This window comes from Virgibacillus sp. (genome assembly GCF_013393565.1).
In the GTDB taxonomy this organism is placed as follows: Bacteria; Bacillota; Bacilli; order Bacillales; family Amphibacillaceae; genus Virgibacillus; species Virgibacillus dokdonensis.
Genome location: NZ_JABXHF010000005.1, coordinates 16,783 through 39,129, shown reverse-complemented (window position 1 = coordinate 39,129; position 22,347 = coordinate 16,783). Strand labels below are relative to the sequence as shown.

The 22,347-nt window shown below is 35.0% G+C and carries 21 protein-coding genes, 2 tRNA genes and 1 pseudogene; 4 read left to right on the top strand and 20 right to left on the bottom strand.

Annotated features, from left to right (window positions below):
• Nucleotides 1–98: 98 nt before the first annotated feature.
• The 6 genes from HLX49_RS01975 to HLX49_RS01950 form a co-directional block, all read right to left on the bottom strand.
• Nucleotides 99–1,970: a heavy metal translocating P-type ATPase gene (locus HLX49_RS01975; protein WP_077706604.1), complete on the bottom strand. Its 1,872-nt coding sequence runs from the start codon at nt 1,968–1,970 to the stop codon at nt 99–101.
• 401 nt (nt 1,971–2,371) lie between these two features.
• Nucleotides 2,372–2,593 carry a heavy-metal-associated domain-containing protein gene (locus tag HLX49_RS01970; RefSeq protein ID WP_077706605.1) on the bottom strand — a complete coding sequence of 74 codons (222 nt, stop codon included), beginning with the start codon at nt 2,591–2,593 and terminating at the stop codon, nt 2,372–2,374.
• A 136-nt stretch (nt 2,594–2,729) separates the two neighbouring features.
• Nucleotides 2,730–2,933: a hypothetical protein gene (locus HLX49_RS01965; RefSeq protein ID WP_176087377.1), complete on the bottom strand. Its 204-nt coding sequence runs from the start codon at nt 2,931–2,933 to the stop codon at nt 2,730–2,732.
• A 465-nt stretch (nt 2,934–3,398) separates the two neighbouring features.
• Nucleotides 3,399–3,725, bottom strand: coding sequence for an AzlD domain-containing protein (locus HLX49_RS01960; protein ID WP_077706607.1), 327 nt, complete (start codon nt 3,723–3,725; stop codon nt 3,399–3,401).
• A complete protein-coding gene (locus HLX49_RS01955) occupies nt 3,722–4,438 on the bottom strand; it encodes an AzlC family ABC transporter permease (protein WP_077706608.1) in 717 nt (238 codons plus the stop codon). The genes HLX49_RS01960 and HLX49_RS01955 overlap by 4 nt, the downstream gene beginning before the upstream one ends.
• Nucleotides 4,439–4,531: 93 nt before the next feature.
• The gene (locus tag HLX49_RS01950) at nt 4,532–5,335 is read right to left on the bottom strand and encodes a TrmB family transcriptional regulator (RefSeq protein WP_077706609.1); all 804 of its coding nucleotides are present in this window, start codon (nt 5,333–5,335) and stop codon (nt 4,532–4,534) included.
• A gap of 190 nt (nt 5,336–5,525) precedes the next feature.
• Here HLX49_RS01950 and HLX49_RS17045 point away from each other — a divergent pair.
• Nucleotides 5,526–5,792, top strand: a pseudogene (locus HLX49_RS17045) (tyrosine-type recombinase/integrase); the annotation flags it as partial.
• Nucleotides 5,793–5,845: 53 nt separating this feature from the next.
• On the opposite strand, the gene HLX49_RS17040 reads toward HLX49_RS17045, so the two are convergent.
• Nucleotides 5,846–5,995, bottom strand: a complete 150-nt coding sequence (locus HLX49_RS17040) for a YolD-like family protein (protein WP_483372441.1) — start codon at nt 5,993–5,995, stop codon at nt 5,846–5,848.
• A 112-nt stretch (nt 5,996–6,107) separates the two neighbouring features.
• Here HLX49_RS17040 and HLX49_RS01945 point away from each other — a divergent pair, with 112 nt between their 5' ends.
• Nucleotides 6,108–6,905 carry an ETX/MTX2 family pore-forming toxin gene (locus HLX49_RS01945; protein ID WP_296360669.1) on the top strand — a complete coding sequence of 266 codons (798 nt, stop codon included), beginning with the start codon at nt 6,108–6,110 and terminating at the stop codon, nt 6,903–6,905.
• 347 nt (nt 6,906–7,252) lie between these two features.
• Here the strand turns inward: HLX49_RS01945 and HLX49_RS01940 are convergent.
• The 4 genes from HLX49_RS01940 to HLX49_RS01925 all read right to left on the bottom strand — a co-directional run bounded on the left by HLX49_RS01940 (nt 7,253) and on the right by HLX49_RS01925 (nt 10,574).
• A tRNA-Thr gene (locus HLX49_RS01940) sits at nt 7,253–7,325 on the bottom strand.
• Nucleotides 7,326–7,331: 6 nt separating this feature from the next.
• Nucleotides 7,332–7,406, bottom strand: a tRNA-Asn gene (locus HLX49_RS01935).
• Between the two features lie 442 nt (nt 7,407–7,848).
• Complete coding sequence (locus HLX49_RS01930) at nt 7,849–9,474, bottom strand: Na/Pi cotransporter family protein (RefSeq protein WP_077703536.1); 1,626 nt, start codon at nt 9,472–9,474, stop codon at nt 7,849–7,851.
• A gap of 470 nt (nt 9,475–9,944) precedes the next feature.
• Nucleotides 9,945–10,574, bottom strand: a complete 630-nt coding sequence (locus HLX49_RS01925) for an NfeD family protein (RefSeq protein WP_077703534.1) — start codon at nt 10,572–10,574, stop codon at nt 9,945–9,947.
• 79 nt (nt 10,575–10,653) lie between these two features.
• Here HLX49_RS01925 and HLX49_RS01920 point away from each other — a divergent pair, with 79 nt between their 5' ends.
• Nucleotides 10,654–11,001, top strand: coding sequence for a hypothetical protein (locus HLX49_RS01920; protein ID WP_077703533.1), 348 nt, complete (start codon nt 10,654–10,656; stop codon nt 10,999–11,001).
• Nucleotides 11,002–11,043: 42 nt separating this feature from the next.
• On the opposite strand, the gene HLX49_RS01915 is transcribed toward HLX49_RS01920, so the two are convergent.
• Nucleotides 11,044–11,424, bottom strand: coding sequence for a hypothetical protein (locus HLX49_RS01915; RefSeq protein ID WP_296360668.1), 381 nt, complete (start codon nt 11,422–11,424; stop codon nt 11,044–11,046).
• 177 nt (nt 11,425–11,601) lie between these two features.
• On the opposite strand from HLX49_RS01915, the gene HLX49_RS01910 reads away from it, so the two are divergent.
• A complete protein-coding gene (locus tag HLX49_RS01910; protein ID WP_077703531.1) occupies nt 11,602–11,886 on the top strand; it encodes a DUF2624 domain-containing protein in 285 nt (94 codons plus the stop codon).
• Nucleotides 11,887–12,297: 411 nt separating this feature from the next.
• Here HLX49_RS01910 and HLX49_RS01905 read toward each other — a convergent pair whose 3' ends face one another.
• The 8 genes from HLX49_RS01905 to HLX49_RS01870 all read right to left on the bottom strand — a co-directional run bounded on the left by HLX49_RS01905 (nt 12,298) and on the right by HLX49_RS01870 (nt 22,339).
• A complete protein-coding gene (locus HLX49_RS01905) occupies nt 12,298–13,191 on the bottom strand; it encodes a deoxyribonuclease IV (protein ID WP_296360667.1) in 894 nt (297 codons plus the stop codon).
• Nucleotides 13,192–13,216: 25 nt separating this feature from the next.
• On the bottom strand, nt 13,217–14,527 hold the full coding sequence (locus HLX49_RS01900; protein WP_296360666.1) for a DEAD/DEAH box helicase: 1,311 nt from the start codon (nt 14,525–14,527) through the stop codon (nt 13,217–13,219).
• A gap of 32 nt (nt 14,528–14,559) precedes the next feature.
• Nucleotides 14,560–15,675 carry a Nif3-like dinuclear metal center hexameric protein gene (locus HLX49_RS01895; RefSeq protein ID WP_296360665.1) on the bottom strand — a complete coding sequence of 372 codons (1,116 nt, stop codon included), beginning with the start codon at nt 15,673–15,675 and terminating at the stop codon, nt 14,560–14,562.
• Nucleotides 15,650–16,369 (bottom strand): tRNA (adenine(22)-N(1))-methyltransferase, encoded by a 720-nt coding sequence (locus HLX49_RS01890; RefSeq protein WP_101933860.1) that lies wholly within the window; start codon nt 16,367–16,369, stop codon nt 15,650–15,652. Before HLX49_RS01890 ends, HLX49_RS01895 begins: the two co-directional genes overlap by 26 nt.
• Before the next feature lie 230 nt (nt 16,370–16,599).
• On the bottom strand, nt 16,600–16,977 hold the full coding sequence (gene cccA, locus HLX49_RS01885) for a cytochrome c550 (protein ID WP_077703526.1): 378 nt from the start codon (nt 16,975–16,977) through the stop codon (nt 16,600–16,602).
• A gap of 581 nt (nt 16,978–17,558) precedes the next feature.
• Nucleotides 17,559–18,683, bottom strand: a complete 1,125-nt coding sequence (gene rpoD / locus HLX49_RS01880) for an RNA polymerase sigma factor RpoD (RefSeq protein ID WP_077703525.1) — start codon at nt 18,681–18,683, stop codon at nt 17,559–17,561.
• A gap of 31 nt (nt 18,684–18,714) precedes the next feature.
• Nucleotides 18,715–20,532, bottom strand: coding sequence for a DNA primase (dnaG, locus tag HLX49_RS01875; RefSeq protein WP_296360664.1), 1,818 nt, complete (start codon nt 20,530–20,532; stop codon nt 18,715–18,717).
• A gap of 1,006 nt (nt 20,533–21,538) precedes the next feature.
• Nucleotides 21,539–22,339, bottom strand: a complete 801-nt coding sequence (locus tag HLX49_RS01870; RefSeq protein ID WP_077703523.1) for a pyruvate, water dikinase regulatory protein — start codon at nt 22,337–22,339, stop codon at nt 21,539–21,541.
• Nucleotides 22,340–22,347: the final 8 nt, after the last annotated feature.

Genomic DNA, 22,347 nt, shown 5'->3' with positions numbered 1-22,347 from the left:
ATTAGTTTGTTTTCTTTTTCAACAAACATTTTCAAAAATCATTAACTTCGCTTTCGCAAATCGGTATTCATAAATTTATCTTTATAGATATCTTGGTCTTATTTTTGATGCATATCTGTATGAAACTTAATAAGACGCATTCCATTTAATATAACTAACATTACACTAGCTTCGTGAATAAACATACCGGAAGCTAGATGAACAGAACCATTTAATACACCAACTAGCAAAAAGGCTACTGTCCCTATTGCAATCCACGTATTTTGCTTCATACTACGAACTGTCGCTTTTGCTAATGCATAAGCATGAGAAAATTGAGCCAGTTTACTTGCCATAAGCACAACATCAGCTGTCTCCATAGATATATCTGTTCCGCCATCTCCCATAGCTAAGCCAATATCAGCTGTCGCAATCGCTGGTGCGTCATTAATCCCATCTCCTACCATCGCAACATAATATCCAGATTGTTTTAATTGCTTTATATAGTCTACCTTAGCTTCCGGTAATAATTCGGCATGATAACTATCTAAATGTAAATTTCTTGCTACTAGAGCAGCCATATGGGAATTATCCCCCGTAAGCATGGTCATTTTACGAATACCGCTTTTTCTCATGTTTTGCAAAGCATCTAAAGCATCTTCCCTAATTTGATCAGCGATGGATACAGCACCTGCTATTTTTTGATTTATAGCTGCCAAAATAACGGTGTTACCTCTTTTCTCTTGCGTTTCCTTATATTGAAGCATTTCTTGAGATAAAATAATGTCTTCCTGCATCATAAGACTTTTATTACCTATAATTAGCTCCTGTCCCCCTACCTCTGCTTTTATCCCTTTTCCTTTTACAATCTGTCCGTTCTTTACATTTTCATAAAGCGGTAACCTTCGTTCATTTGCTTCTTTAACAATGGTTTTCCCTAGATGGTGTTCAGAAATCACTTCTGCTTCGGCTATGATTTGCAGTAACCCATTTTCTTTTAAATGGTGATCCCACACTTTAATTGCAGTTATCTCTGGTTTCCCTTTAGTTAATGTTCCAGTCTTGTCAAAAACAATTGTATCTACTTTGGCTAAGCGTTCCATTACTTCGCCACCTTTAACAAGCACCCCGTTTTTTGCTCCATTTCCGATTCCTGCTACATTGGAAACTGGAGCACCAATAACAAGCGCACCTGGACAGGCAATAACTAAAAATGTGATTGCCATATGAAGGTCTTGCACGATAATATACACCAGTATGGAAAGAGCAACAACAAATGGTGTATAAATCTGTGAAAATTTGTTTAAAAATTTTTCTGTATTTGACTTGCCGTCCTGCGCTTCTTCTACTAATTCAATAATCTTTGCAAACGTTGTGTCATCTCCGACCTTTTCAGCAATCAATTCGATGTATCCCTGATCAACAATGGATCCACAAAAGATATCATCATTCCTTCGCTTGTAAGCTGGTATAGATTCACCTGTCACTGTAGACTCATTGATTTGAGCCCTGCCTTTGATTATTTTTCCATCTACTGGAATTTTTGCGCCTGAATGCACAGTGACTCGTTCGCCAATCACCACCTCTTCCACTGGAACTTTAACAGTCTTCCCATCTCGAATAACCTTAGCCTCTTGTGGCGCCATATCCATTAGTTCACTCAAAGAGGATCTTGTTCTTTCTAGCGTACGTGCTTCCAGAAAATCGCCGAACAAAAATAAAAATGCCACCACAGACGATTCAATGTATTCTTGAATAAGTACTGCACCAACAATGGCAATGGTAACGAGTAATTCAATGCTAAACACTTTCAACCGTAAAGCTTGAAAGGCCTTTATAAAAATTGGAATTCCTGCAATCACTGTTGCAAAGATTAAAAAGCCATTTTGAACCCCTTTTCCACTAATTATACCTAAAAGTACTCCTAAAATGATCGATATAAAAGCTATTCCCGTTATATGCCTTTTATACCTTTGAACAAAAGCAGTCACTTCTACACCTCCTTTACAAAATGTTGGTTCGATACTTCTACCTTAATAAACCTTTGTTCTAATGTAATTGACGAGCCTCAACTTAAAAGCAATTTTCATAATTAGAAGATCATAAACAACATTTAGTAAAAAATACCCAACGAACATGTTTACTCACTAGCAAGTGCACATAACACAAGAGAAACCTATAATCGTCCTTTTTCACTTGAATGCGAAATTTCAGAATAAAGTGCATGGATCATTCTCGAAATGCGAGCCATGATGGTTTCTTTCATTCAAGAAAAATTTGGCTATCGCCAAATTGCTGTGACGATAGCTGTAGTTTTGCTTTTATTATAATCCATAATAATTTAGTACTTTCGTATAAAAAGCAAGGCCATCAGAGCCAACACTACCAACATCTAAGTTTGTTTTTGGGATAAGACAGCGTACCCTAATTTGCTAATCTTTTCTACTAATTGATCTATATCAACTTTTTTCTCATCATATTCCACTTTTGCCTTGCTTGTATTAAACAGAATCCTAGCTTTCCGAACGCCTGGCTCTTTTCCTAAAGCTATTTCAATTTTTTTAATACATGACGGACAAGTTAACGGCTCTAATTGTAATACTACATTTGCCATCATAACTTCCTCCTTAACTATAATGTACTTTTATTATAATCAGTTACATAAGGAAACGAATTGAGGTACATCAAGTTTATACTTGGATGCTGGTAGCTTTTGTTTAGTGCCTTAAACAGATTACTGCCTATTTGCTTCAATTCGCCCAAATATCATTACGATCCCCACGCATCATTGTGTGCCTTGAAATTGGAGAAATATATCTTGTAGTGTCGGTTACGTAATTTTCAAATAGTGATAGTAAATCATAGATCTGTGTCGCATAATTAGAAATTTTTTCTTTCGAGGTGCGAATGTTATGATCCCATGCTTCAACACTTTTCCCTTCATTTGTTTGCATAAAGGTCGTTATTAGGATGTTTATCCCTTTTGTCAATTTGTTTAGCAATCACCACCGCCGCTCCTGCTGCCTAATTTAATAGCTCCCCAAGCCAAGCATTCAATCGGCTAACGACTGTTTTTGAAAACTCTTTGGGCTTCTTTTTTACCTTTACTTAGAATAAAAGCTTGAATAGCTCCTACACCGCCTCCTGCTGCTTCAGACTTTCTTTTAGGTTTATCAGATTATCCTAAAAGAAAAAACATGAAAGAAAGTAAGGTTGTACAAGAGTTAAAAAACGGAAATGAGCTATGACGGTGAACTAGACGAAGAAACAATCAAGCTTGTAAAAAAAGCACTAAAAAATGGAATGAAATAAGTTAAAGGGTGAAATTAATGAGGTTCAAGTAAATAATTTAGACCATAATACATAAATAAAACCTATCCAACATCTTCACTGCTGATATTGGATAGGAGTTTTTCTACTTAAAAAAAGAATCGCAAACTAGCCATACTGCACATTGCTACAATAACAGTTAATAATAAACTTCGAGTAAATAAAGCAACTAAAATTGTCGGAAGAGCAGCAAGTAACCGTAAATTACCTATAACATAACTAAATTCATGATTAGGAATGAGAACTTCTTGAACAACTAGTGCTGTCATAACAGCGATAGGAATATGTTCAAGCCATTCAATAACCTTACTAGGTATCTCCATCTGACTTAACATCATAAGCGGAGCACTTCTAGGTAAAAATGTTACAATTGTCCCAAAGATAACGATCACCAATAAAGTTAAATCCATTGTCATTTTTTAATCACCATCCCTATAGTTGCAGCTACGACTGTTGCAAAAATAATATGTAATCCACCAACAGTAATAAACTGACTTAAAATTAGCATCATAGCAACAGTTGTTGTAAAAACAACTAAATCTATACCCCAGCGTTTTCGACTAAGAAATTGTAAAACAATTAGACCAATAAACATTCCTGATAAGGCAAAGTCCATTCCAAATTTCTCAGGATTAGATAACCAAGTACTGAAGTATGAACCTGCTACATTCGCCACAATCCAATTCACATAAGCAGTTAAATTTAATCCCATTAACCATTCAAATTTAAGTGGTTTATTTTTTAATGTTTCGTTTGCAATAACTCCGTAAGTTTCATCCGTTAATAAAAAACCATTCAGTGCATTTTGTTTTAAACTAAAAGCTTGAAAATGTGGTGCTAATGAAGCACTTAATAATAAATAACGTAAGTTAACAATAAAAATAGCAACAACTACTGAAATTATTGGTGCTCCAACAACAATCATTCCAGCCACAACAAACTGGGCAGATCCGGCATAAAGTAGCATAGAAATAAGTAGCACCTCAAAAGGGCTCATTCCAGCTGAAGTTTGTACAACACCAGCTGCTAAACCAATCCCTAAAAAACCTAAAACGGTTGGTAAACAATCTTTTACTCCTTGCCAAAATGGTTTTACCATCATACTTTCATCTCTATTTGTATATTCCATAACAGCACTCCCTTTAGTAGTTTGTAAACTAACAACTATAAAAATTAGTTTAAGAGAACGATCCTAAAATAAGGATCGTTACTCAAAAAATTATTATTTTCCACTTACTACTCTCTTCAAGTCAGGACGTTTACGCCATAACTGATCCAGCTTTTCTGCGCCATATTTTTCTGTGATTTCTACAATCATAATATCATGTCTTATATATTCTTCCGCCACGAGGACGAGTGCAGGATCTTCTGTTTTTACCGCCCAGGCAGAACCATTATCTAAAAAGTTCGCAATAATGACTTCTTGATGATCACGAGCAGCAATCGTCAAATAACCATCCATTCGTTCACTGACAACTTCTGGCCTCATATAGTTATGATGATATGTATGACCAAATTGCATCTGTTCAGCTCCAAAAAGTAAAGAGAAGAATTCAATTCCAGATTCTTCTTGTCTCTTAATTGTCGGTTGCAAAACTTTCGCTTGCTCATGCCATAGTGAAAGTAAAACTTCTTGATGAGCTCGTTGTATAAGACTGTTCATTTCTTCTAATACAAAATCACTCGACTTAATCCGCCAAATGGTGTTCACCTCTTGTTCAGACTCAATAGATGCTAATTCTTTAGACAAAAAGGTAAACGACTCATCAAAATCTTGTTTCATTCTTTCAATTAATTGTACTGGATTTACTGGAGAATATGTAACTGGCTCCGTTGGAACAGTGTAAATAGCGCCTTTGTCTAAGAGTTTTCCTAAGACTTCATAAATCATTGATCTTGGAACTCGAGTTCGTTTGCTCACTTCGTAACCTGTAATTGGTGAGTGCTTTAGTAATCCAATATAAGTACGACATTCATAAGTAGAAAACCCTAACTTTTCTAATTGATGAATTAATTTTTTTTCCATTTAATCACCTTAGTAGTTTATTTAATAACTACTAAATTAAAGTATATGTATCACTTTGTCAAGTATATAATTGATCGTTCTGAATAATCCAATACTTCACCTTCTATTACTTGATCTATTATATATTGAATAAGCCAAATAAATGAAACGAAATAATAACTTAATCCGTACTATATAACCAAATGTAAAAAGGAACACTTACTCCAACTACAAATATTTAGTAGATAAATTTATTATTAATCAACTTGGGAATATTGAATTACAAGAAATAACTCCTAGAGATATCCAGTCTCTGCATAATGATATAAAAGAACATACAAATTATCTTCTGAAAACTTACGTAAAATTCTTTCTATCATTAAAAATTAAGGGAATCTATAACAGTGAATATGATTTAGTCGTTAGAACTAATACCGGTAAACCTCTATCTCCAAGAGACTTAATGCAATCATATTAAAGTATTATTAATAAGGCTAAAATTAAAAAAATAAGATCGCACGACCTTCTTCGTCATACGCAGGCCAGTTTATTACTAAAGCAAGGAGTTAACCTTACCTTATAAAAATCGTGCTTATCAAAATACTTTAATGTGACAGTTAAATCATTTGCTACAGCCATTAACAGCTTATTAATTATTTCCTCTTGTTGTTGTTCGTCCAAAAGTGGCTTTTTCTTTATAACCCTGTTTTTCCCAATTTGTAAATTAAATAAAATTTACATCATTATTATAATATGTAATAATGTTATTAAAATTGGAAAGGTGGAGTTTATTATGAATGAAAATATCAAAAACACTGGAACACAAGGGGCTATCCAAGATATTGATAAAACAATTGCTGACATGGTAGCTGCAATTCCTTCCGATGGTTTAGCAGTAAATACTTACTGGTGTCGTCCATGTATATCTTGGAAAGATGCCATATATTACTCGGGTGTGAACATCGAATCAAGTAATGTCACAAATGTAACCCCTTTATTTCTTGGTGAAAATACTTTCAACAATACTACACCTCTAGAACAAACCTACTATACTGCTTCTTTTAGTCAAGAGGTTACGACTTCAAAGTCTACTACCACAGAACATGGTTTCTCATCATCTACCGAAGTTGGAGGAAAGACCGGCATTCCTTTTGTAGCTAGTGGGGAAGTTAAAGAAACTCTTGAATATAATTTTAATCACACAGACACACAAACCACGAGCATTACAACTACCATTGCATCGCCACCACAGCCTGTTACAGTACCAGCGAATAAGATATACAAAGCTCAAGTATATTTTGAAAAAAATACTACGTCAGGAAACGTAGAGTTGTTTGCTGATGTATTAACATGCTTTGGATCGTATGGAGTGGTATACCCAATAGGAAAGGCTATAGAAATGACAGATAACACATATGGGTTGATTAAATCTCCTAACGATAGTAAACAAGTTCGAGCAAAGGGTAAAGGGAAATTTAAAGTTGAATACGGTACAAATCTAATAGTTAATATTTATGATGTAACTGCTGAAAAGGCAGACACTGTAGAAGAAAGTAAACTAGTTAAAACAAAGGTAATTCCAATAGATTAACAGAGAATCAGACACAATTTATTCTAGTCAATAATAAAGCCGCATGAAAACAAGCATACTAATTTTTACTTTATGTGGCTTTATTCCTTTGTTTATTTATTCTAATCACACTTATTACTGCTAGCTATCAATATGCTTACTTAATAGCCCTAGTACCAGAACCAACATAAATATTACGCTTACTTCTTCCTGTTCTAATACGATATTTTGCAATTAAATGATGTTAAGAACCAGTAAAAACCAATATAAATTACTTTAAACAACGAATTGGTCGGCAAAAATGCCACAAAAAAATAGGCTTCTACTCTCGTTAGAGTAAAAGCCTATGATATCAACGTTTATAAGAGAGCTTCCAAGCGGACTTGAACCGCTGACCCCCACCTTACCATGGTGGTGCTCTACCGACTGAGCTATGGAAGCGTTAAATGGCTCCACAGGTAGGATTCGAACCTACGACCGATCGGTTAACAGCCGATTGCTCTACCACTGAGCTACTGTGGAACAGAAAGGCTATAACGTTGTTACTTATTATAGCGACAAGATATAATTTACCACTTTCGACAAGTTTTGTCAATCTTTTTTTTAAAGAAATTTTATTCCTATTAAAAACTATGTATATGTATTAATGACATCTCTTAAAACGACAATATTAACTATAGCATTATTTGGATATAAATGCAATACTAAAATTAAAGTTCAAATATTCTATTTTCCTATATAGAAATATATACACTATGGATAAAACATTCCATTTATACGACATCTAAAGCACTGCAAGCCCCTCACTTCAGAAAATTCGACCTATGTTTTTAGCTATAGGAAACGCCTAGACAATAAGCGTTAATCATTTAAGGACCTTTAAATCACAACATCAGTAGCGTTTAGACCAGGGATGCGCATAAACAGCCTCGATCTTAACTAAGGTCGAGGCTGTTTAAAAAAGCTATTCTCCTAAAACGTCTTCTGCTATATTAACTGCATGATCCCCAATTCGTTCTAAATTACTAAGGATATCTACAAACACAATACCACCAGATCCGCTACAGGTACCTTCATTCATACGTATAATATGGCGTTTGCGGAAATTCCTTTCCATCTTATCTATTTGATCTTCTTTTTGTATTACAGAAAGGGCTTCTTCTCGATTCATATTTTCCAATGATTCAATCGCTTGTTTTACGGTAGATATAGTTAATTCAAACATTTCATTTAAATCTTCTTTTGCACCATCTGTTAGGTGTACTTTATTGGAAATTTTATAGTCGATAAGTTCAACAATGTTTTCAAAATGATCCCCAATTCGTTCCACATCTCGTACGGAATCCAATAATGTTGAATGTTTAGCACTTTCCAACTCTGAAAGCGATTCTTTCGACAAACTTATCAAATAATTGGTTATTTTTCGATCTAAATTATTAAGGGCGCCTTCAATTTGCATCGCCATTTCAGCATGTTTTATTAAATGTGTATTTAAATATTTATTGGTTTCTTCCAAACCTTTATAAGCATACTCTCCCATGCGCACAAGCTCTGATTTTGCTTGATCTAATGCTAATGAAGAAGATTGCTGTATAAAAATGGGATCCAAATGTTGTGGTTTATATTCAATGATGGAGTCTTCACCAGGAACCATTTTCGTTACTATCCAAGCCAAAGCACCAATAAACGGAAATTGCATAATGGTATTCGTTATATTAAAGCTTCCATGAGCAAACGCTATGGTCATTTCTGGACTTAGTGCAAATTGATCCTGTAAAAATCCAGCAAAGACTGTAAACAAATCAAGAATAATTAGAAAAACGGTCGCTCCAATAAGGTTAAAAATAACATGTGTTAACGCAGCACGCTTTGCTGCAACTGTTGCTCCTAGTGAAGCTAAGATAGCAGTAATTGTTGTACCTAAATTATCTCCAAACAATACAGGTATAGCAGCCTTTAAATCCATTGCTCCTTCAGAGAATAAGCCTTGTAATATTCCAATAGTTGCACTAGAGCTTTGAACAATTAAAGTAAATACAGTACCAATAACAACTCCTAGAATTGGGGTATCACTCATACTTAATGTTAATTCTTGAAAGGCCTCTAAGCTGCGTAAAGGTTTCATTCCATTACTCATTAGCTCTAAACCAAAGAACAAAGCACCAAAGCCAAACACAGCTTGTCCAACCGCGTTTGTTTTTTGGTTTTTAAAGAAAAATATAAGAAAACAACCAACTGCAATGATTGGTAAAGCATAGGCCCCTATGTCAATTCCAATAATGAAGGCCGTCACCGTGGTACCAATATTGGCACCCATTATGACGCCAATAGCTTGTCTTAATGTCATAAAGCCAGCATTTACAAGACCTACCGTTAAGACAGTCGTGCCTGAGCTACTCTGTATTAAAATAGTAACGATAATTCCAGCGAGGACCCCCATAAACGGATTGCTGGTAAATTTATCCAAAATATCTCGCAACCGATCACCAGCTGATTTTTGAAGCCCTTCTCCCATATATTTAATACCTAAAAGGAAAATACCTAGCCCACCGATAAATTCAAATATAAGTTTTTGAATATCAATTTCCAAAATCTATACCTACCCTTCCATCTTGTTGAATCTTGTCGCACCATACCAATATTAATTATATATAAAGTTTTTGTAAAGGTGTTATAAGTATTCTTAACAGTAAATTTACAATTGGGACTAAGCACTGTTTTTCCAACCTGTATACTAGAAAAAGCAAACTGTTTATAGTAACAAATAATACATACTTAAAATTTGGGTTTAATGGAATAATTTGTAGAAATAAGGCTGAGGAAATTTAAACGACCTAAATGTTAAATGATATAGATGGAAATGATTTTTGTTTTCATATATGCGTTGAATTAACGATAATTTTAATTATTAATGGGGAGCCAGCGCTTTTAGACACTGGTTTTTTGCATTATAGGGAAGTATAAGATTTTTTGGTTTATAGTATAAGAAAAACAAAGAATTTAGAATTTCACCATAAGACTTGGCAACAAGCCAAGTCTTTCACACAAGAGTACTATGAATTAATTTATTTTTTCTACTAGAATACGGGTACCATCAACTTGAACAACTTTAATGGCTGTATCTTTTTCGATCCATTGCCCATTTGATATCGCACTGTAATCTTTACGATGAATTCGAATTGTACCAACAGGGCGCAAATCAGTAAGTGTAATGCCTTCTTCACCTACCAATCCCTCATAAGTTTCATTCATGGAATTATAACCAGCTTCCTTTGTTAATTGGTCTTTTAAAGTGATTTTGTTCCACATTTCTCTACGTTTAAAAACTTTTAAGAATAAAAGTGACGACCCACCACCTAGTAATACTCCTAATACAGCATATAACCCTGATGTGAAACTTGGTGAAGGAAGCGCAACAGCTGTAAGCATACTTGCTAAACCAATTGTTGCAAGTGTCCCATCATTTAATAATTTCCCATCAATAATAATAAGTAATAATCCAACAAAGTAAATAATAAGCATAATAATAATTGAACTTGTTTCAACATATGCTCCAAAATATACAGTAATAAACCCTATTCCTAATAGACCGAAAAGTCCTCGCATATTAACTAACACTTCACCAATAAGGAATAAAGTAGCAAAACCAGTAATGAGAATTCCAATCCATTCCATCTCGAATACAGTCAAAAACGTATCCTCCTCTCCAGTACTTATATATGTATACGTTTAGGAGTAAATAATGGTTTCATGATAAGGAGTTCATACGATGGATTTTCCCAAAAAATTATTTTCCTTATTTATTTGTATAATGGCTATATATATCATATATCAGGATATCACACAAGAAAGCCCCCATTCTAGAATAGAGCTTGAAAAGCATAGTGATATGATTTCTCCAACGATGTTTCATGTCGTCCCCGTTAAGGTGGAACCAAATGATACGGTGCTTTCTATTGTAGAACAAATTAACCCTAATATACAAAATGAGTTGAATGTTAAGCGTATTTTAAACGATTTTAAATTGAGTAATCCTAACGCGGACCCTTTTTCCCTTACTACAGGTAAAATATATTATTTCCCAAAATATAGTAAAACATTATTATATGATCGTTAATTATTATTTTACATAGATGAAAGGAAGGGGCAACCCTTCCTTTTAAACAAATGGTAAAATGAACAAAGTGATAAGAATGGAAACTGCGCCAGCTGCAATAGCAATATTTCCTAATGCATCAGCTCCCCTACTTCTTGACATAAACCCAAGAACAATGCCAGCTACACCAAAGATAATTGGCCAGATAAAGAAAGAAATAATGGATAAGGCAATACCGACCCATCCAAAGGTAGTATTTTCATCCATATCTCCAGCTATTTCTGTATCGGCATCATCGGCATCATCTGCAGTCATCTCAGCAGCAAATTCCTCATCTCTTGAGCTATCTGGTTCTATACCAACAAAATCTTGGTTTTTACGCTGCTCACCATAATTTGGGGGTTCTTCAACATCCTTCATTCCTCGATTGGGATATTGATCCATTACACGAGACCTCCTTTTTGTACATTTGAGGTACACGCTTAGCTTATGATTTTTCTGCAATTTTACAGATGTTATTAACTGGAAACGTATGATGAAAAGAATTTGCATGGACGAGTTGAGTTTAAAAGAGGTAAAACATATAGTACGGTAGAACATATTGTAAAAGGAGATAGTAGAATGGTAAATTTTATTAAAGATATGGTTCAAAAAAAATTAAAACAAATATCTGCTCAAGAATTAATTCATTACGGAAAACAATACGGGTTTTCACTAACGCAACAAGAAGCCGAAATGATAATGGCATACTTAAAGCAACATCCTGTAGATCCATTTGATGCAGAAGGACGAAAGCAAATGTTTCAACAACTAGCACGCATCACTGACCCTGCAACAGCAAAAAAAGCACAAAAATTATTTAATGAGTTAATTCACTCTTATGGGTTAGGCTACTTATTTGAATAAGGAGTTTTGGTTGAAAGAAAGTGACATGTCAACACAGGTCTCATTCTAAGTGTGACAAGGATATAAAAGCAGCGCACAAATTCCTTGTCACAATTCTAAAGTCCTGTAGCAAGCGAGTGTTTTTCCAGCAACACAGCGCATTAAAGCATTCGCTGCACAGGACTTTTTGTAATAAAGGTGAAGTTCCTGATAAGAAAATTCTACTTAAACAGTACAAGCTAAGCAAAAGCGCTGTTCTTAGAAGCCAACTTTGTTTTTTCCTTTTTTCACACTATAGAAAAGCATAATATTTAATCTTATCTTATAAACAAAGGGAAGGTTTTTTGGGGGACTTGCTGATACGCCAAGTCTCTTTCTAAGGCTGCTAACAATCAAAGGCAGTAAGAGTTTCTCACTAGTACAAGATATATTTTATTGTGCGATAATTTTTTCTTTTAGTTTACTGTCAAATTGGCTGGATTTGATCATTTCTATCTCCAAACGATACGGAGGCTTCTTATTTTTTTTGTCTTCTCCTACATATGGTGTCTCTAAAATTTTAGGCAAGTCCATTAATTGCGGATGATGAATAATAGATGATAAAGCATCAAAGCCAATATAGCCAAAACCAATGTTCTCATGCCTATCTTTATGCGCACCCACTTCATTTTTACTATCATTTATATGAATAACTTTTATACGGTTGACCCCGATTATTTTATCAAATTGATGTAATACACCATCAAAATCATTTACAATGTCATATCCAGCATCATGTACGTGACAAGTATCAAAGCAAACAGATAATTTTTCATTATGAGTAACTCCATCGATAATTTGAGCTAATTCATCAAAACTTCTTCCTATTTCAGATCCCTTACCTGCCATTGTTTCAAGAGCTATTTGTACATTCTTATCCTTTTCTAGAACTTCATTCAACCCTTTAATTATTTGCTTAATACCTGTCTTAGGACCCGCTCCAACATGGGCTCCAGGATGAAGGACAATTTGTTTCGCTCCGATTGCATCTGTTCGATCGATCTCACTTCTTAAAAAATCTACACCTAACTGAAATGTTTGTGGTTTTGTAGAATTGCCTATATTAATAATGTATGGAGCATGAACTACAATTTCTTCTATACCATGCTCTTTCATATGAGCCTTCCCAGCTCCAATATTCAATTCTTCAATTGGCTTTCTTCGCGTATTTTGCGGTGCGCCGGTATAAATCATAAATGTATTAGCCCCATAAGAAACCGCTTCTTCTGAAGAGCCTTGCAACATTTTCTTTCCGCTCATGGATACATGTGACCCTATTTTCAACATGACATTCACCTCTCCTAAATTAAAACTATTTCTTTTTATGCTTGGTTTTAGATAACCGTTTTTTAATTATCTCTTTTTCCCGTTTCATTTTTTTCTTATATCCAGGCTTTACTTTCTGTGCCTTTTTTACTCTTTTCCACGCTTCTTTATCCATATCAGTGCCCTGTTTTGTACGAAGCACACGTTGATTCCAAGGTTTTGCATCCTGCCACTCCCCATTGCGAACATCTACATACATAAAAGCTAAACCTTTTTCTTCTAGCTTTTCAATGAGCGACAAATCATCAGATTGGTAAATGCTGATTGCTGTTCCTTCCATACCCGCACGTGCAGTTCTGCCGACCCGATGAATATAAAAATCCTCTTCTTTCGGTAGCTGTGCATTAATTACGTGACTAACTCCTTTAATGTCAATACCGCGGGCAGCGAGATCCGTAGCTACAATATATTGGTAGCGTAAGTTTTGAATTTCTTTTAATACACGCTTACGTTCACGAGGAGATAAACCGCCATGAATGAGCCCCACTTCCATTCCCTTCTCTTGCAGAGAGGCTGCTAACTCATTCGCTTTTTCTTTTCCATTTGTAAAAATAATCGCTAAATATGGCTGAATAACCTTTGAAATCTCAGCAATAATTGACGCTTCATTTCTATGTTTTAAATAAATTAGTCGATGCTCCATCTTTTCTGGATAAATGTCATCGGAAATTTTTACATGTACTGGCTGTTGTAAATATTTCTTTAAAAAATAATACAATGGTTGTGGGATTGTTGCGGAAAAAACCAAAATTTGAACCTTAGGATGAGAGCGAACGAGTAACTGATCCACTTCTTGAATAAAACCTAAATCCAACATTAAATCCGCTTCATCGATAACAAAACTATTCGCAGTGTAAATAGATATTGCGTTCTCCTTTATCATATCTAATATTCTTCCAGGTGTTCCGACAACAATTTTAGGAGGTTGCTTTAATTTTTCCATCATTTTTTGTTTATCAGTACCGCCAACCAATAGCTTTGCTGTCCAAATTTCTTTTTTATCCGCATAGCGAGTGATTTGTTTTACTTCATTATATAACTGTGTTGCAAGCTCCCTCGTTGGAGCTGTTATCACAACTTGCACCTGCTGTTTATTCTCATCGATTGCATTTAGCAACGGCAATAGAAACGCATGCGTTTTTCCTGAACCTGTTTTTGATTGGCCAACTACACTCTTACCCTCTAAAACTGCTGGAATAACCTGTTTTTGAATTGCTGTTGGTTCGTGAAAATCTAATTGTTTAATTACTTGCTCCATAACTGGAGCAAAAGAAAAGTCTTGAAATGTATAATTCATGCATATACTCCTTTCCATTTCTAAATATGATCTTATGCATATTGAAATGGATCTGTATTCGTTGTTGATACTATAATTTCAACATTATCCCCATTAAGGCTAGTTGCCAAGTATTCTTGTACAGAAGCTTTCATCACGCTTTCCGCATAGTGACCAACATCTATTATTGCTAACCCCATTTCCTGAGCGTCTTGCGCTTGATGAAATGTCACGTCACCTGTTATAAAAACATCTGCCCCTTTTTTCTTAGCTTGATGAATAAACTTCTCCCCACTTCCGCCAAGAACTGCTACAGTTTTCACTTGCTTATCCATTTTTCCCGTAACGCGTACGCAATCCACTTCCAAAGTTGTTTTTACTTGCTCACAAAAATCGGATAATTGCGTAGGATTTACTAGTTCGCCTATCCTTCCAAGACCATATACTTCCCCTTTATTTCTTAATGGATATACATCGTATGCTGGCTCTTCGTATGGATGAGATTGACGAATTGCAGTTAATGCAGAAGACAGCTTGCTTTCTTCCATAATAGATTCTAGCTTCACTTCCTCCACCTTTTCTAATTCGTTCACATTTCCAATATATGGATTTGTTCCGTCTAAAGGCTTGAATGTTCCTTGTCCTTCTGTTTGAAAAGTACAATGACTGTAATTACCAATATACCCTACACCAGCATCACTAATTGCATTTCTTACTTCTTCAATATGGGTTTTAGGTACATAAACAACCAGCTTGAGCAATTGTTCTGTTTCTTTCTCAACTAGAACATGAGTATTTTCTATTCCAATTATTTTACATAATACATCGTTAACGCCATTTTTTGCTATATCTAAATTAGTATGTGCTGCATATACGGTAATATCATTGGTCAATAATTTCTGTAAAATACGCCCTATTGATGTGTTTGTATTAATTTTCTGTACGGCTTTAAATAATAAAGGGTGATGAGCAACAATAACATCTACGTTTTTTTCAATTGCCTCATCAACAACTGCTTCCACCACATCTAGCGTAACCATTACTTTACTTACTGATTTGTTGTAACTTCCAACTTGCAAACCAACTGGATCCCAGTCATATGCGAACGTCTTTGGAGCCAGTTGCTCTATCACCTGAAACACATCACGAGTAGTAAGTTCCTGCTTCATTACTTAATACCTCCTTCATCCATCTCCACTCTTTTGTAAATTGCTCATACTTCTTTTGGTCTACTTGCTTCGCTTGTTTTAACTGCTGTAACACGTATTCTAACTTACGAGCTTCTTCGTTCCACTTTTTATAAAATGCAGGTGGTTTACTACGCAATAATATGGGGCCAAACAATAAATCTTTTTCATCTAATTGTTTATTATCTGGAGTATCTAACCGCTTTGCATTAATAATCTCATAACAATGCCTGTTCTCTTCTATTATATCTTCATCAGTAATCGTAAATCCATGATGAATCATCCATTTCCGAACAGCTCTTGCATCTACATTTGGTTGAGCAATAATCTGCTCCACCGAGGTGAGCTTCGTTTTTCCACTCTCCAAAATATCATGAATTAATGAACCTCCCATACCAGCAATCACCAGTTGGTTTACTTCTTCGGCTTCAAAAACCTCCAGCCCATTACCAAGTCGAACATCAATTTGTTGTTCTAAGCCGTATGCCTTTACGGTTTCTATAGCCCTTTGAAATGGGCCTACATTCACTTCTCCAGCAACAGCAGTTGCTGTGGGGTCTTTTTGACAGACATAGCACGGCAAATAGGCATGATCAGATCCGATATCTGCAAATTTTGCTCCTGTAGACAGAAAAGAAGCTACTAACTTTAGCCGTTTTGAAATCTTAGCCTTCACGTCGTTCTACCCTCCAATTTCCATGTAATACTACAGATTAGAAAACATAGTCTTTAAAATCGTTTTTCTTATACTGCAACTCTTAAATACAATGAATTCCTATGACTTCTTTTAAAACATAGACAGTACATATACTTCATTTTACACAAGTATATTCACTTTAAAAATAGATAAAGAAAAGCTTTCTGTGTTAAACCAGAAAGCTTTTCCCTAGCTCATTTTATCAAAGGCTATTTCTTTTCAGCTAACCACTCTGCTAACACTTGTGCTTCAGATTCTGTGGCTAAACCTGGAGGCATTTGCCCTTTTCCGTTAATAATTATATTTTGAATCTCATCTTTTGATAATTTGCTACCTACCTGGGTTAAGTCTGGCCCCATTCCCCCAGATAAGTCACCACCATGACAATTTGCACAATTTGCTTCATAAATTGCTTCAGGGTCATCCGTTGTTTCCCCTTCTTGGCTTTCCTCAGCCTGTTCCCCACCGCCTTCTTCGGCTTGTTGGATATCATCTCGTTGGCCTATCCCTACAAATGATATCACAATGATTGTCAGTATCCCTATTATTGCAATTAAAGCAAAAGGGATAACAGGGTTCCTTTTCATTGCGCTTCCTCCTTATGTAATCCCCATTTGTTATTGGTTTTGCTCAAAAAAGATTATCCTTTTTGAACGACTGCATAGTAACACTTAAAGACTATATTCATTTTACTTGAAAAATGCATTTCTTTAAAGTGTTTCGCTATGAAATTTTATAAAATGATATATTAATGAGTAAAAATGAGAAGAAAAGCGAAGCCATTTCTAATAAAGGATGAAATAGAATCTGCTTACCCATAGAATTTTCTATAATATCTGATGATAGCAACCAAAAATAATTTATAAGAAAATATTGATAAAAAGACTAGTTAATAAGAAATGAACAAAGCTTTTCTTGGTTACAATTGCTAGCTAATAAATACTTTTAAAAAAGGAAACAAAAGTGCCAGTTGCAAAAATATCTGAAATTGCGTACAATAAAATACAAGAACCGAAAACGGTAACATAATACATTATTTTATACGTTTAGTTCAACATTTTTAGATGTACAACAATAATAAGAAGTCAAAATATTCAGCGGGTAGCGTAATCAGCTAATAATATAGCACGTCATTAGGCAACGGAGATCATTGCCTAATGACAATACTTTATTGGTCTAGAAAATCTTTTAATCGCTTGCTTCTGCTAGGGTGTCTTAATTTACGTAAAGCTTTTGCTTCAATTTGACGAATTCTTTCACGGGTTACCCCAAAAACTTTGCCAACTTCTTCTAAAGTTCTAGTACGACCGTCATCTAAACCGAAGCGTAACCTAAGAACATTTTCTTCGCGGTCTGTTAGCGTATCTAGTACATCTTCAAGTTGTTCTTTGAGCAGTTCATAGGACGCATGATCAGAAGGCGAGACAGCCTCTTGATCTTCAATAAAATCACCTAAATGTGAGTCATCTTCCTCGCCAATAGGGGTTTCTAATGAGACTGGTTCCTGAGCAATTTTTAAAATATCTCGTACTTTATCCGGAGAAAGTTCCATTTCTTCTCCAATCTCTTCAGGTGTTGGCTCTCTACCTAGGTCTTGTAACAATTGTCTTTGGACGCGAATTAATTTGTTGATTGTCTCAACCATATGCACTGGAATTCGAATAGTTCTAGCTTGATCAGCTATCGCTCTTGTAATTGCTTGCCTTATCCACCATGTAGCATAGGTACTAAATTTAAATCCTTTTCGGTGATCAAATTTTTCCACAGCTTTAATAAGTCCCATGTTTCCTTCTTGAATTAAGTCTAAAAACAACATACCGCGTCCTACGTAACGTTTTGCGATGCTGACAACTAAACGAAGATTCGCTTCAGCAAGACGGCGTTTAGCTTCTTCGTCTCCTTGTTCTATCCTTGTTGCCAAATCAATTTCTTCAGCTGCTGACAATAAATCAACACGCCCAATTTCTTTCAAATACATACGTACAGGATCATTTATTTTAATACCTAGTGGTACACTAAGGTCGTTTAGATTGAATTCTTCTTCTTTTGCAATTTGTTGCATCGTAGGGTCTTCTTCTGATTCACCAATTACTTCGACCCCCTGATCTCCTAGGTACTCATAAAATTCATCCATATGATCAGACTCTATTGTGAAATTAGATAATTTATCGGCTATTTCTTCGTAAGCAAGAACACCACGTTTTTTACCAATTTCAACCAGTTGATCCTTTGCTTGTTCTAAAGTTTGCTCAAGTTCACTTTCCTTCGTTTGCGAAGGTTTATTTTCAGCCATGAGTCCCCCTCCTTCCAGAGTTACAATAAAATCAATTTGTATGCTTCAACTGATGATTCAATTCAATAATTTGTTTGGCAATTTGCGCTGCCTTTATTGGGTCATTCTGTTTTTCTGCTTCCTTTTGTTGCTCTCGTAATGATTGTATCGTCACTTTATCCGTTTGCTTAGCTATAATCGTATGGACGTAATCATTAAGTTGTTTGTCACTTATATTTTCTTGTAATGGTAACATTGCTATCTCTGTTATTTCCTGTTGCAAATTTGTATCTGTTATCCTTTCTAAAAACAAACTGACATTAGGGGCATTTCCTTCTTCATAAAAAGCATATAAATAAGTAGCAATAATTTTATGTGCATCTATATGAAAACTTGCTCCAATTTTTTCTTGTACCTTTTCAGCTATACTTACGTCTTGTAACATATATGCAATTAATTGCCGTTCTGCATTATGAAATGCTGGCAATAATTTCGATCTCACCTTATTCCATACTGTACTACTAGTATATCTGTTCTTTTGTTGATTATCCTTATTTCTAGCAAACATTTCTTGATAACCTGAAATTTCATCCATGAGAGCTTCCATAGATATTTCAAATTCATTACTCAACTCTTTTAGGTAATATTCCCGTTCTATAGAGCTGTCAATCGTTGCAATCTGCTTTAGGACTTTCTCAACATATTGTATACGGTCAGCTTCTAGATTTAGTTGATAATCCTTTTTTAAAAATCGCATATAAAAAGTTATAAATGTATCGCTAGCTTTAATGACCTCATCAATAAAAGCTTGTCCTCCATGCATGCGAATAAAACTGTCAGGATCCATATTTGCTTGTAGGTATGCAACTCTTACTTCGCATCCACATTGGCGTAATATGACAGCAGCTTTATAAGCAGCATCTAGCCCAGCACGATCTCCATCGTAGCAAATAATGACGTTGTTTACATAACGTTTTAACAGCTTAGCTTGGAATTCTGTTAAGGCTGTGCCAAGCGTAGCTACCGCATTACGAACCCCCGCTTGATGGGCAGCTATGACATCCATTTGGCCTTCTAATAAAACCACTTCGTCTTCTTTACGAATGTACCTTTTTGCCAGGTCAAAATTATATAATAATTTTCCTTTGTGGAACAATTCACTTTCAGGACTATTTATATATTTAGGTTTATAATCGCCAACTGCACGTCCTCCAAAGGCAACTGTCTTTCCTAAATGATTTCGAATAGGAAAAATAATTCTACCACGAAAACGATCGGAGGCATGCCCAGCTTCATTCATCTGAAGCAAGCCTGCTTTTACAAGTAATTGTTCATGAAAACCTTTCTTTTTCAAGAACTCGACTGTTAGATGATCGGCAATGGGGCTAAAGCCTAGCTGGAAAATATCTGCTGCTTCCTCATCTATCCCTCTATCTTTTAAATACGCATAACCTTCCTTTCCTGCTTTTGTAAAGCGTAATAAATGATGATATAATTTCGTCAACCATTCATGTGCAGATAGCATATCTTGCGTTTCTTTAGATAAATTAGTATCCTTTTGACTTTGAATACTTTGAGGCAATGAAATTTCGCTACGTTCAGCTAAAAACTGGATAGCTTCGTAAAAAGAAAAGCTCTCTATCTCCATTAAAAAAGTGACTACATTGCCACCTTTACCACAGCCAAAACAGTGAAAAATTTGCTTGTCTTGCGTCACAGAAAAAGATGGCGTCTTTTCACCATGAAATGGGCATAATCCAAAATAGTTTCTTCCTTGTTTTTTTAGCTGGACATAATCGCCTATTATATCAACAATATCATTCGCCTTACGAATCTCTTCAATTAATGCTTCAGGAATTTGATTAGCCATAAAATATCACCATGCTATTACATATTCGCTTTTCATGATAAAAATCCTTTTATTTCGACATATATTTTTTTCTTTTCTTAAAAAATTCACCTATACAAGCAATATTTAAAAACACATTAATACACATTTCCCATAGAAAGGTAGCCATCAGTTCTGTTATGGACAACATCTAAGAATTTAAAATATGCTTTTGCTCTTCACTAAACTATTCTATATTTAAGTTATGAATTCCTGCTTTTAAGGAGATAATTTTAGTACATTCGAATCAAAATATAACTTATCTCGTCATACAAAATTCTCAAAAACCAACCCAACTTGAATTGTCTGTTTTAAATAAAAAACACTAAACATGTTATATTTTGTCGACCATCAACCTCTATGAATACATAGGGAAAACTGATTTTGTATGTTCAAGAGTTTTCAAAAACTTTATGCGCAAGAGATTATTGTCCCCTTTAAGGAACATGCATTAGAAAAACTTGGCTATCGCCAAGTCTTTCTGGCGATAAAACGCCATCGTTTTGCTTATACGATAAAGCCTAGAAATTGTATACTTTCCAATAGTACAAAAAACACTATATACCTATAACACAAAACATTATTATAATATATACCACTAATTAATGCCAGCAAAACACTTCTAAAATTTAATTCTTTCCATTCCAAGTACTTCTTAATCATATATGTCTTAATTTTGTTTTTTACTCTTACAAAAGAAATCAATATTTAAAACGTGATGTCAAACTATGATAGTCCCAACTGTAGTAATCATAATCAGTAGAAACCGCAGAAGACCCTATGAAGAAAAGTGATTATGCGCCTTTAGGCAAGAAAAATTTTAAGCTTTTGTTTGCGCAACTCTGCAATTTAAAATTTCGTTGTAGTAAAATACGTAAGCACCTTAGGTTGCCACAGAATACAGAAAATGCGCTTGTTCATGGAAGGCTAGGATGTTCATTCATTTTGATCTGTTAAAACAAAAAAAGGAGAGTATGTACTTTCTCCGTTATTTTTTTACGATTTGTCTAATACTGTTAGCCGTTTCCTCAACAGCTTTATTTGATACATCGATGACTTTACAACCAATTTTATCAACAATTTTATCAAAATACGCCAGTTCTTTATGAATACGTTCCATATTCGCATATGTTGCCTGATCTCCTAAACCTAAAGCACGAAGCCTTTCTTTACGTATTTCATACAGCTTATCAGCGCTTATACGTAATCCGATACATTTTGAAGCATCCACTTCAAACAATTCTTCTGGAGGATCGACTTCTGGTACAATCGGTACGTTGGCAACTTTTAAGCGTTTATGAGCCAAATATTGTGATAGAGGAGTTTTAGATGTTCTAGATACCCCGATTAGAACAATGTCTGCTCTAGCAATTCCTCTCGAATCACGCCCATCGTCATACTTTACCGCAAATTCAATTGCCTCTACCCGCTTAAAATAGTCTTCATCAAGCTTATGGACTAGCCCTGCTTCCATTCGCGGTGCATGTTCAAAAACACGTTCCATGGATTTCAACACCGGGCCCATGATGTCAATAGCTTCAAGGTTCATTTGTTTGGCACGTTCATTTACATAGTTCCTTAGAATAGGATCAACAAGTGTAAAACCAATGAGCCCTTTACTTTCTACAGCGAGTTGTAAAGCTTCATCGATTGTTTTTTTGTCTTCTACATAGGGTATACGTTGAATTTTATATGTTCCGTGATTAAACTGACTTAAGCCTGCCTTAATGACTAACTCAGCTGTCTCCCCTACGGAATCGGATAAAACATATACAGGTTGCATAAACATCAAAATAC

What these genes read in the sequence shown, in the direction of transcription:
- HLX49_RS01970 (WP_077706605.1), bottom strand. Translation starts at nt 2,593, where the DNA reads ATGGCAAATGTAGTATTACAATTAGAGCCGTTAACTTGTCCGTCATGT.
- HLX49_RS01965 (WP_176087377.1), bottom strand. Translation starts at nt 2,933, where the DNA reads ATGCAAACAAATGAAGGGAAAAGTGTTGAAGCATGGGATCATAACATT.
- HLX49_RS01960 (WP_077706607.1), bottom strand. Translation starts at nt 3,725, where the DNA reads ATGACAATGGATTTAACTTTATTGGTGATCGTTATCTTTGGGACAATT.
- HLX49_RS01955 (WP_077706608.1), bottom strand. Translation starts at nt 4,438, where the DNA reads ATGGAATATACAAATAGAGATGAAAGTATGATGGTAAAACCATTTTGG.
- HLX49_RS01950 (WP_077706609.1), bottom strand. Translation starts at nt 5,335, where the DNA reads ATGGAAAAAAAATTAATTCATCAATTAGAAAAGTTAGGGTTTTCTACT.
- HLX49_RS01945 (WP_296360669.1), top strand. Translation starts at nt 6,108, where the DNA reads ATGAATGAAAATATCAAAAACACTGGAACACAAGGGGCTATCCAAGAT.
- HLX49_RS01920 (WP_077703533.1), top strand. Translation starts at nt 10,654, where the DNA reads ATGGATTTTCCCAAAAAATTATTTTCCTTATTTATTTGTATAATGGCT.
- HLX49_RS01915 (WP_296360668.1), bottom strand. Translation starts at nt 11,424, where the DNA reads ATGGATCAATATCCCAATCGAGGAATGAAGGATGTTGAAGAACCCCCA.
- HLX49_RS01910 (WP_077703531.1), top strand. Translation starts at nt 11,602, where the DNA reads ATGGTAAATTTTATTAAAGATATGGTTCAAAAAAAATTAAAACAAATA.
- HLX49_RS01905 (WP_296360667.1), bottom strand. Translation starts at nt 13,191, where the DNA reads ATGTTGAAAATAGGGTCACATGTATCCATGAGCGGAAAGAAAATGTTG.
- HLX49_RS01900 (WP_296360666.1), bottom strand. Translation starts at nt 14,527, where the DNA reads ATGAATTATACATTTCAAGACTTTTCTTTTGCTCCAGTTATGGAGCAA.
- HLX49_RS01895 (WP_296360665.1), bottom strand. Translation starts at nt 15,675, where the DNA reads ATGAAGCAGGAACTTACTACTCGTGATGTGTTTCAGGTGATAGAGCAA.
- cccA (WP_077703526.1), bottom strand. Translation starts at nt 16,977, where the DNA reads ATGAAAAGGAACCCTGTTATCCCTTTTGCTTTAATTGCAATAATAGGG.
- rpoD (WP_077703525.1), bottom strand. Translation starts at nt 18,683, where the DNA reads ATGGCTGAAAATAAACCTTCGCAAACGAAGGAAAGTGAACTTGAGCAA.
- dnaG (WP_296360664.1), bottom strand. Translation starts at nt 20,532, where the DNA reads ATGGCTAATCAAATTCCTGAAGCATTAATTGAAGAGATTCGTAAGGCG.
- HLX49_RS01870 (WP_077703523.1), bottom strand. Translation starts at nt 22,339, where the DNA reads ATGTTTATGCAACCTGTATATGTTTTATCCGATTCCGTAGGGGAGACA.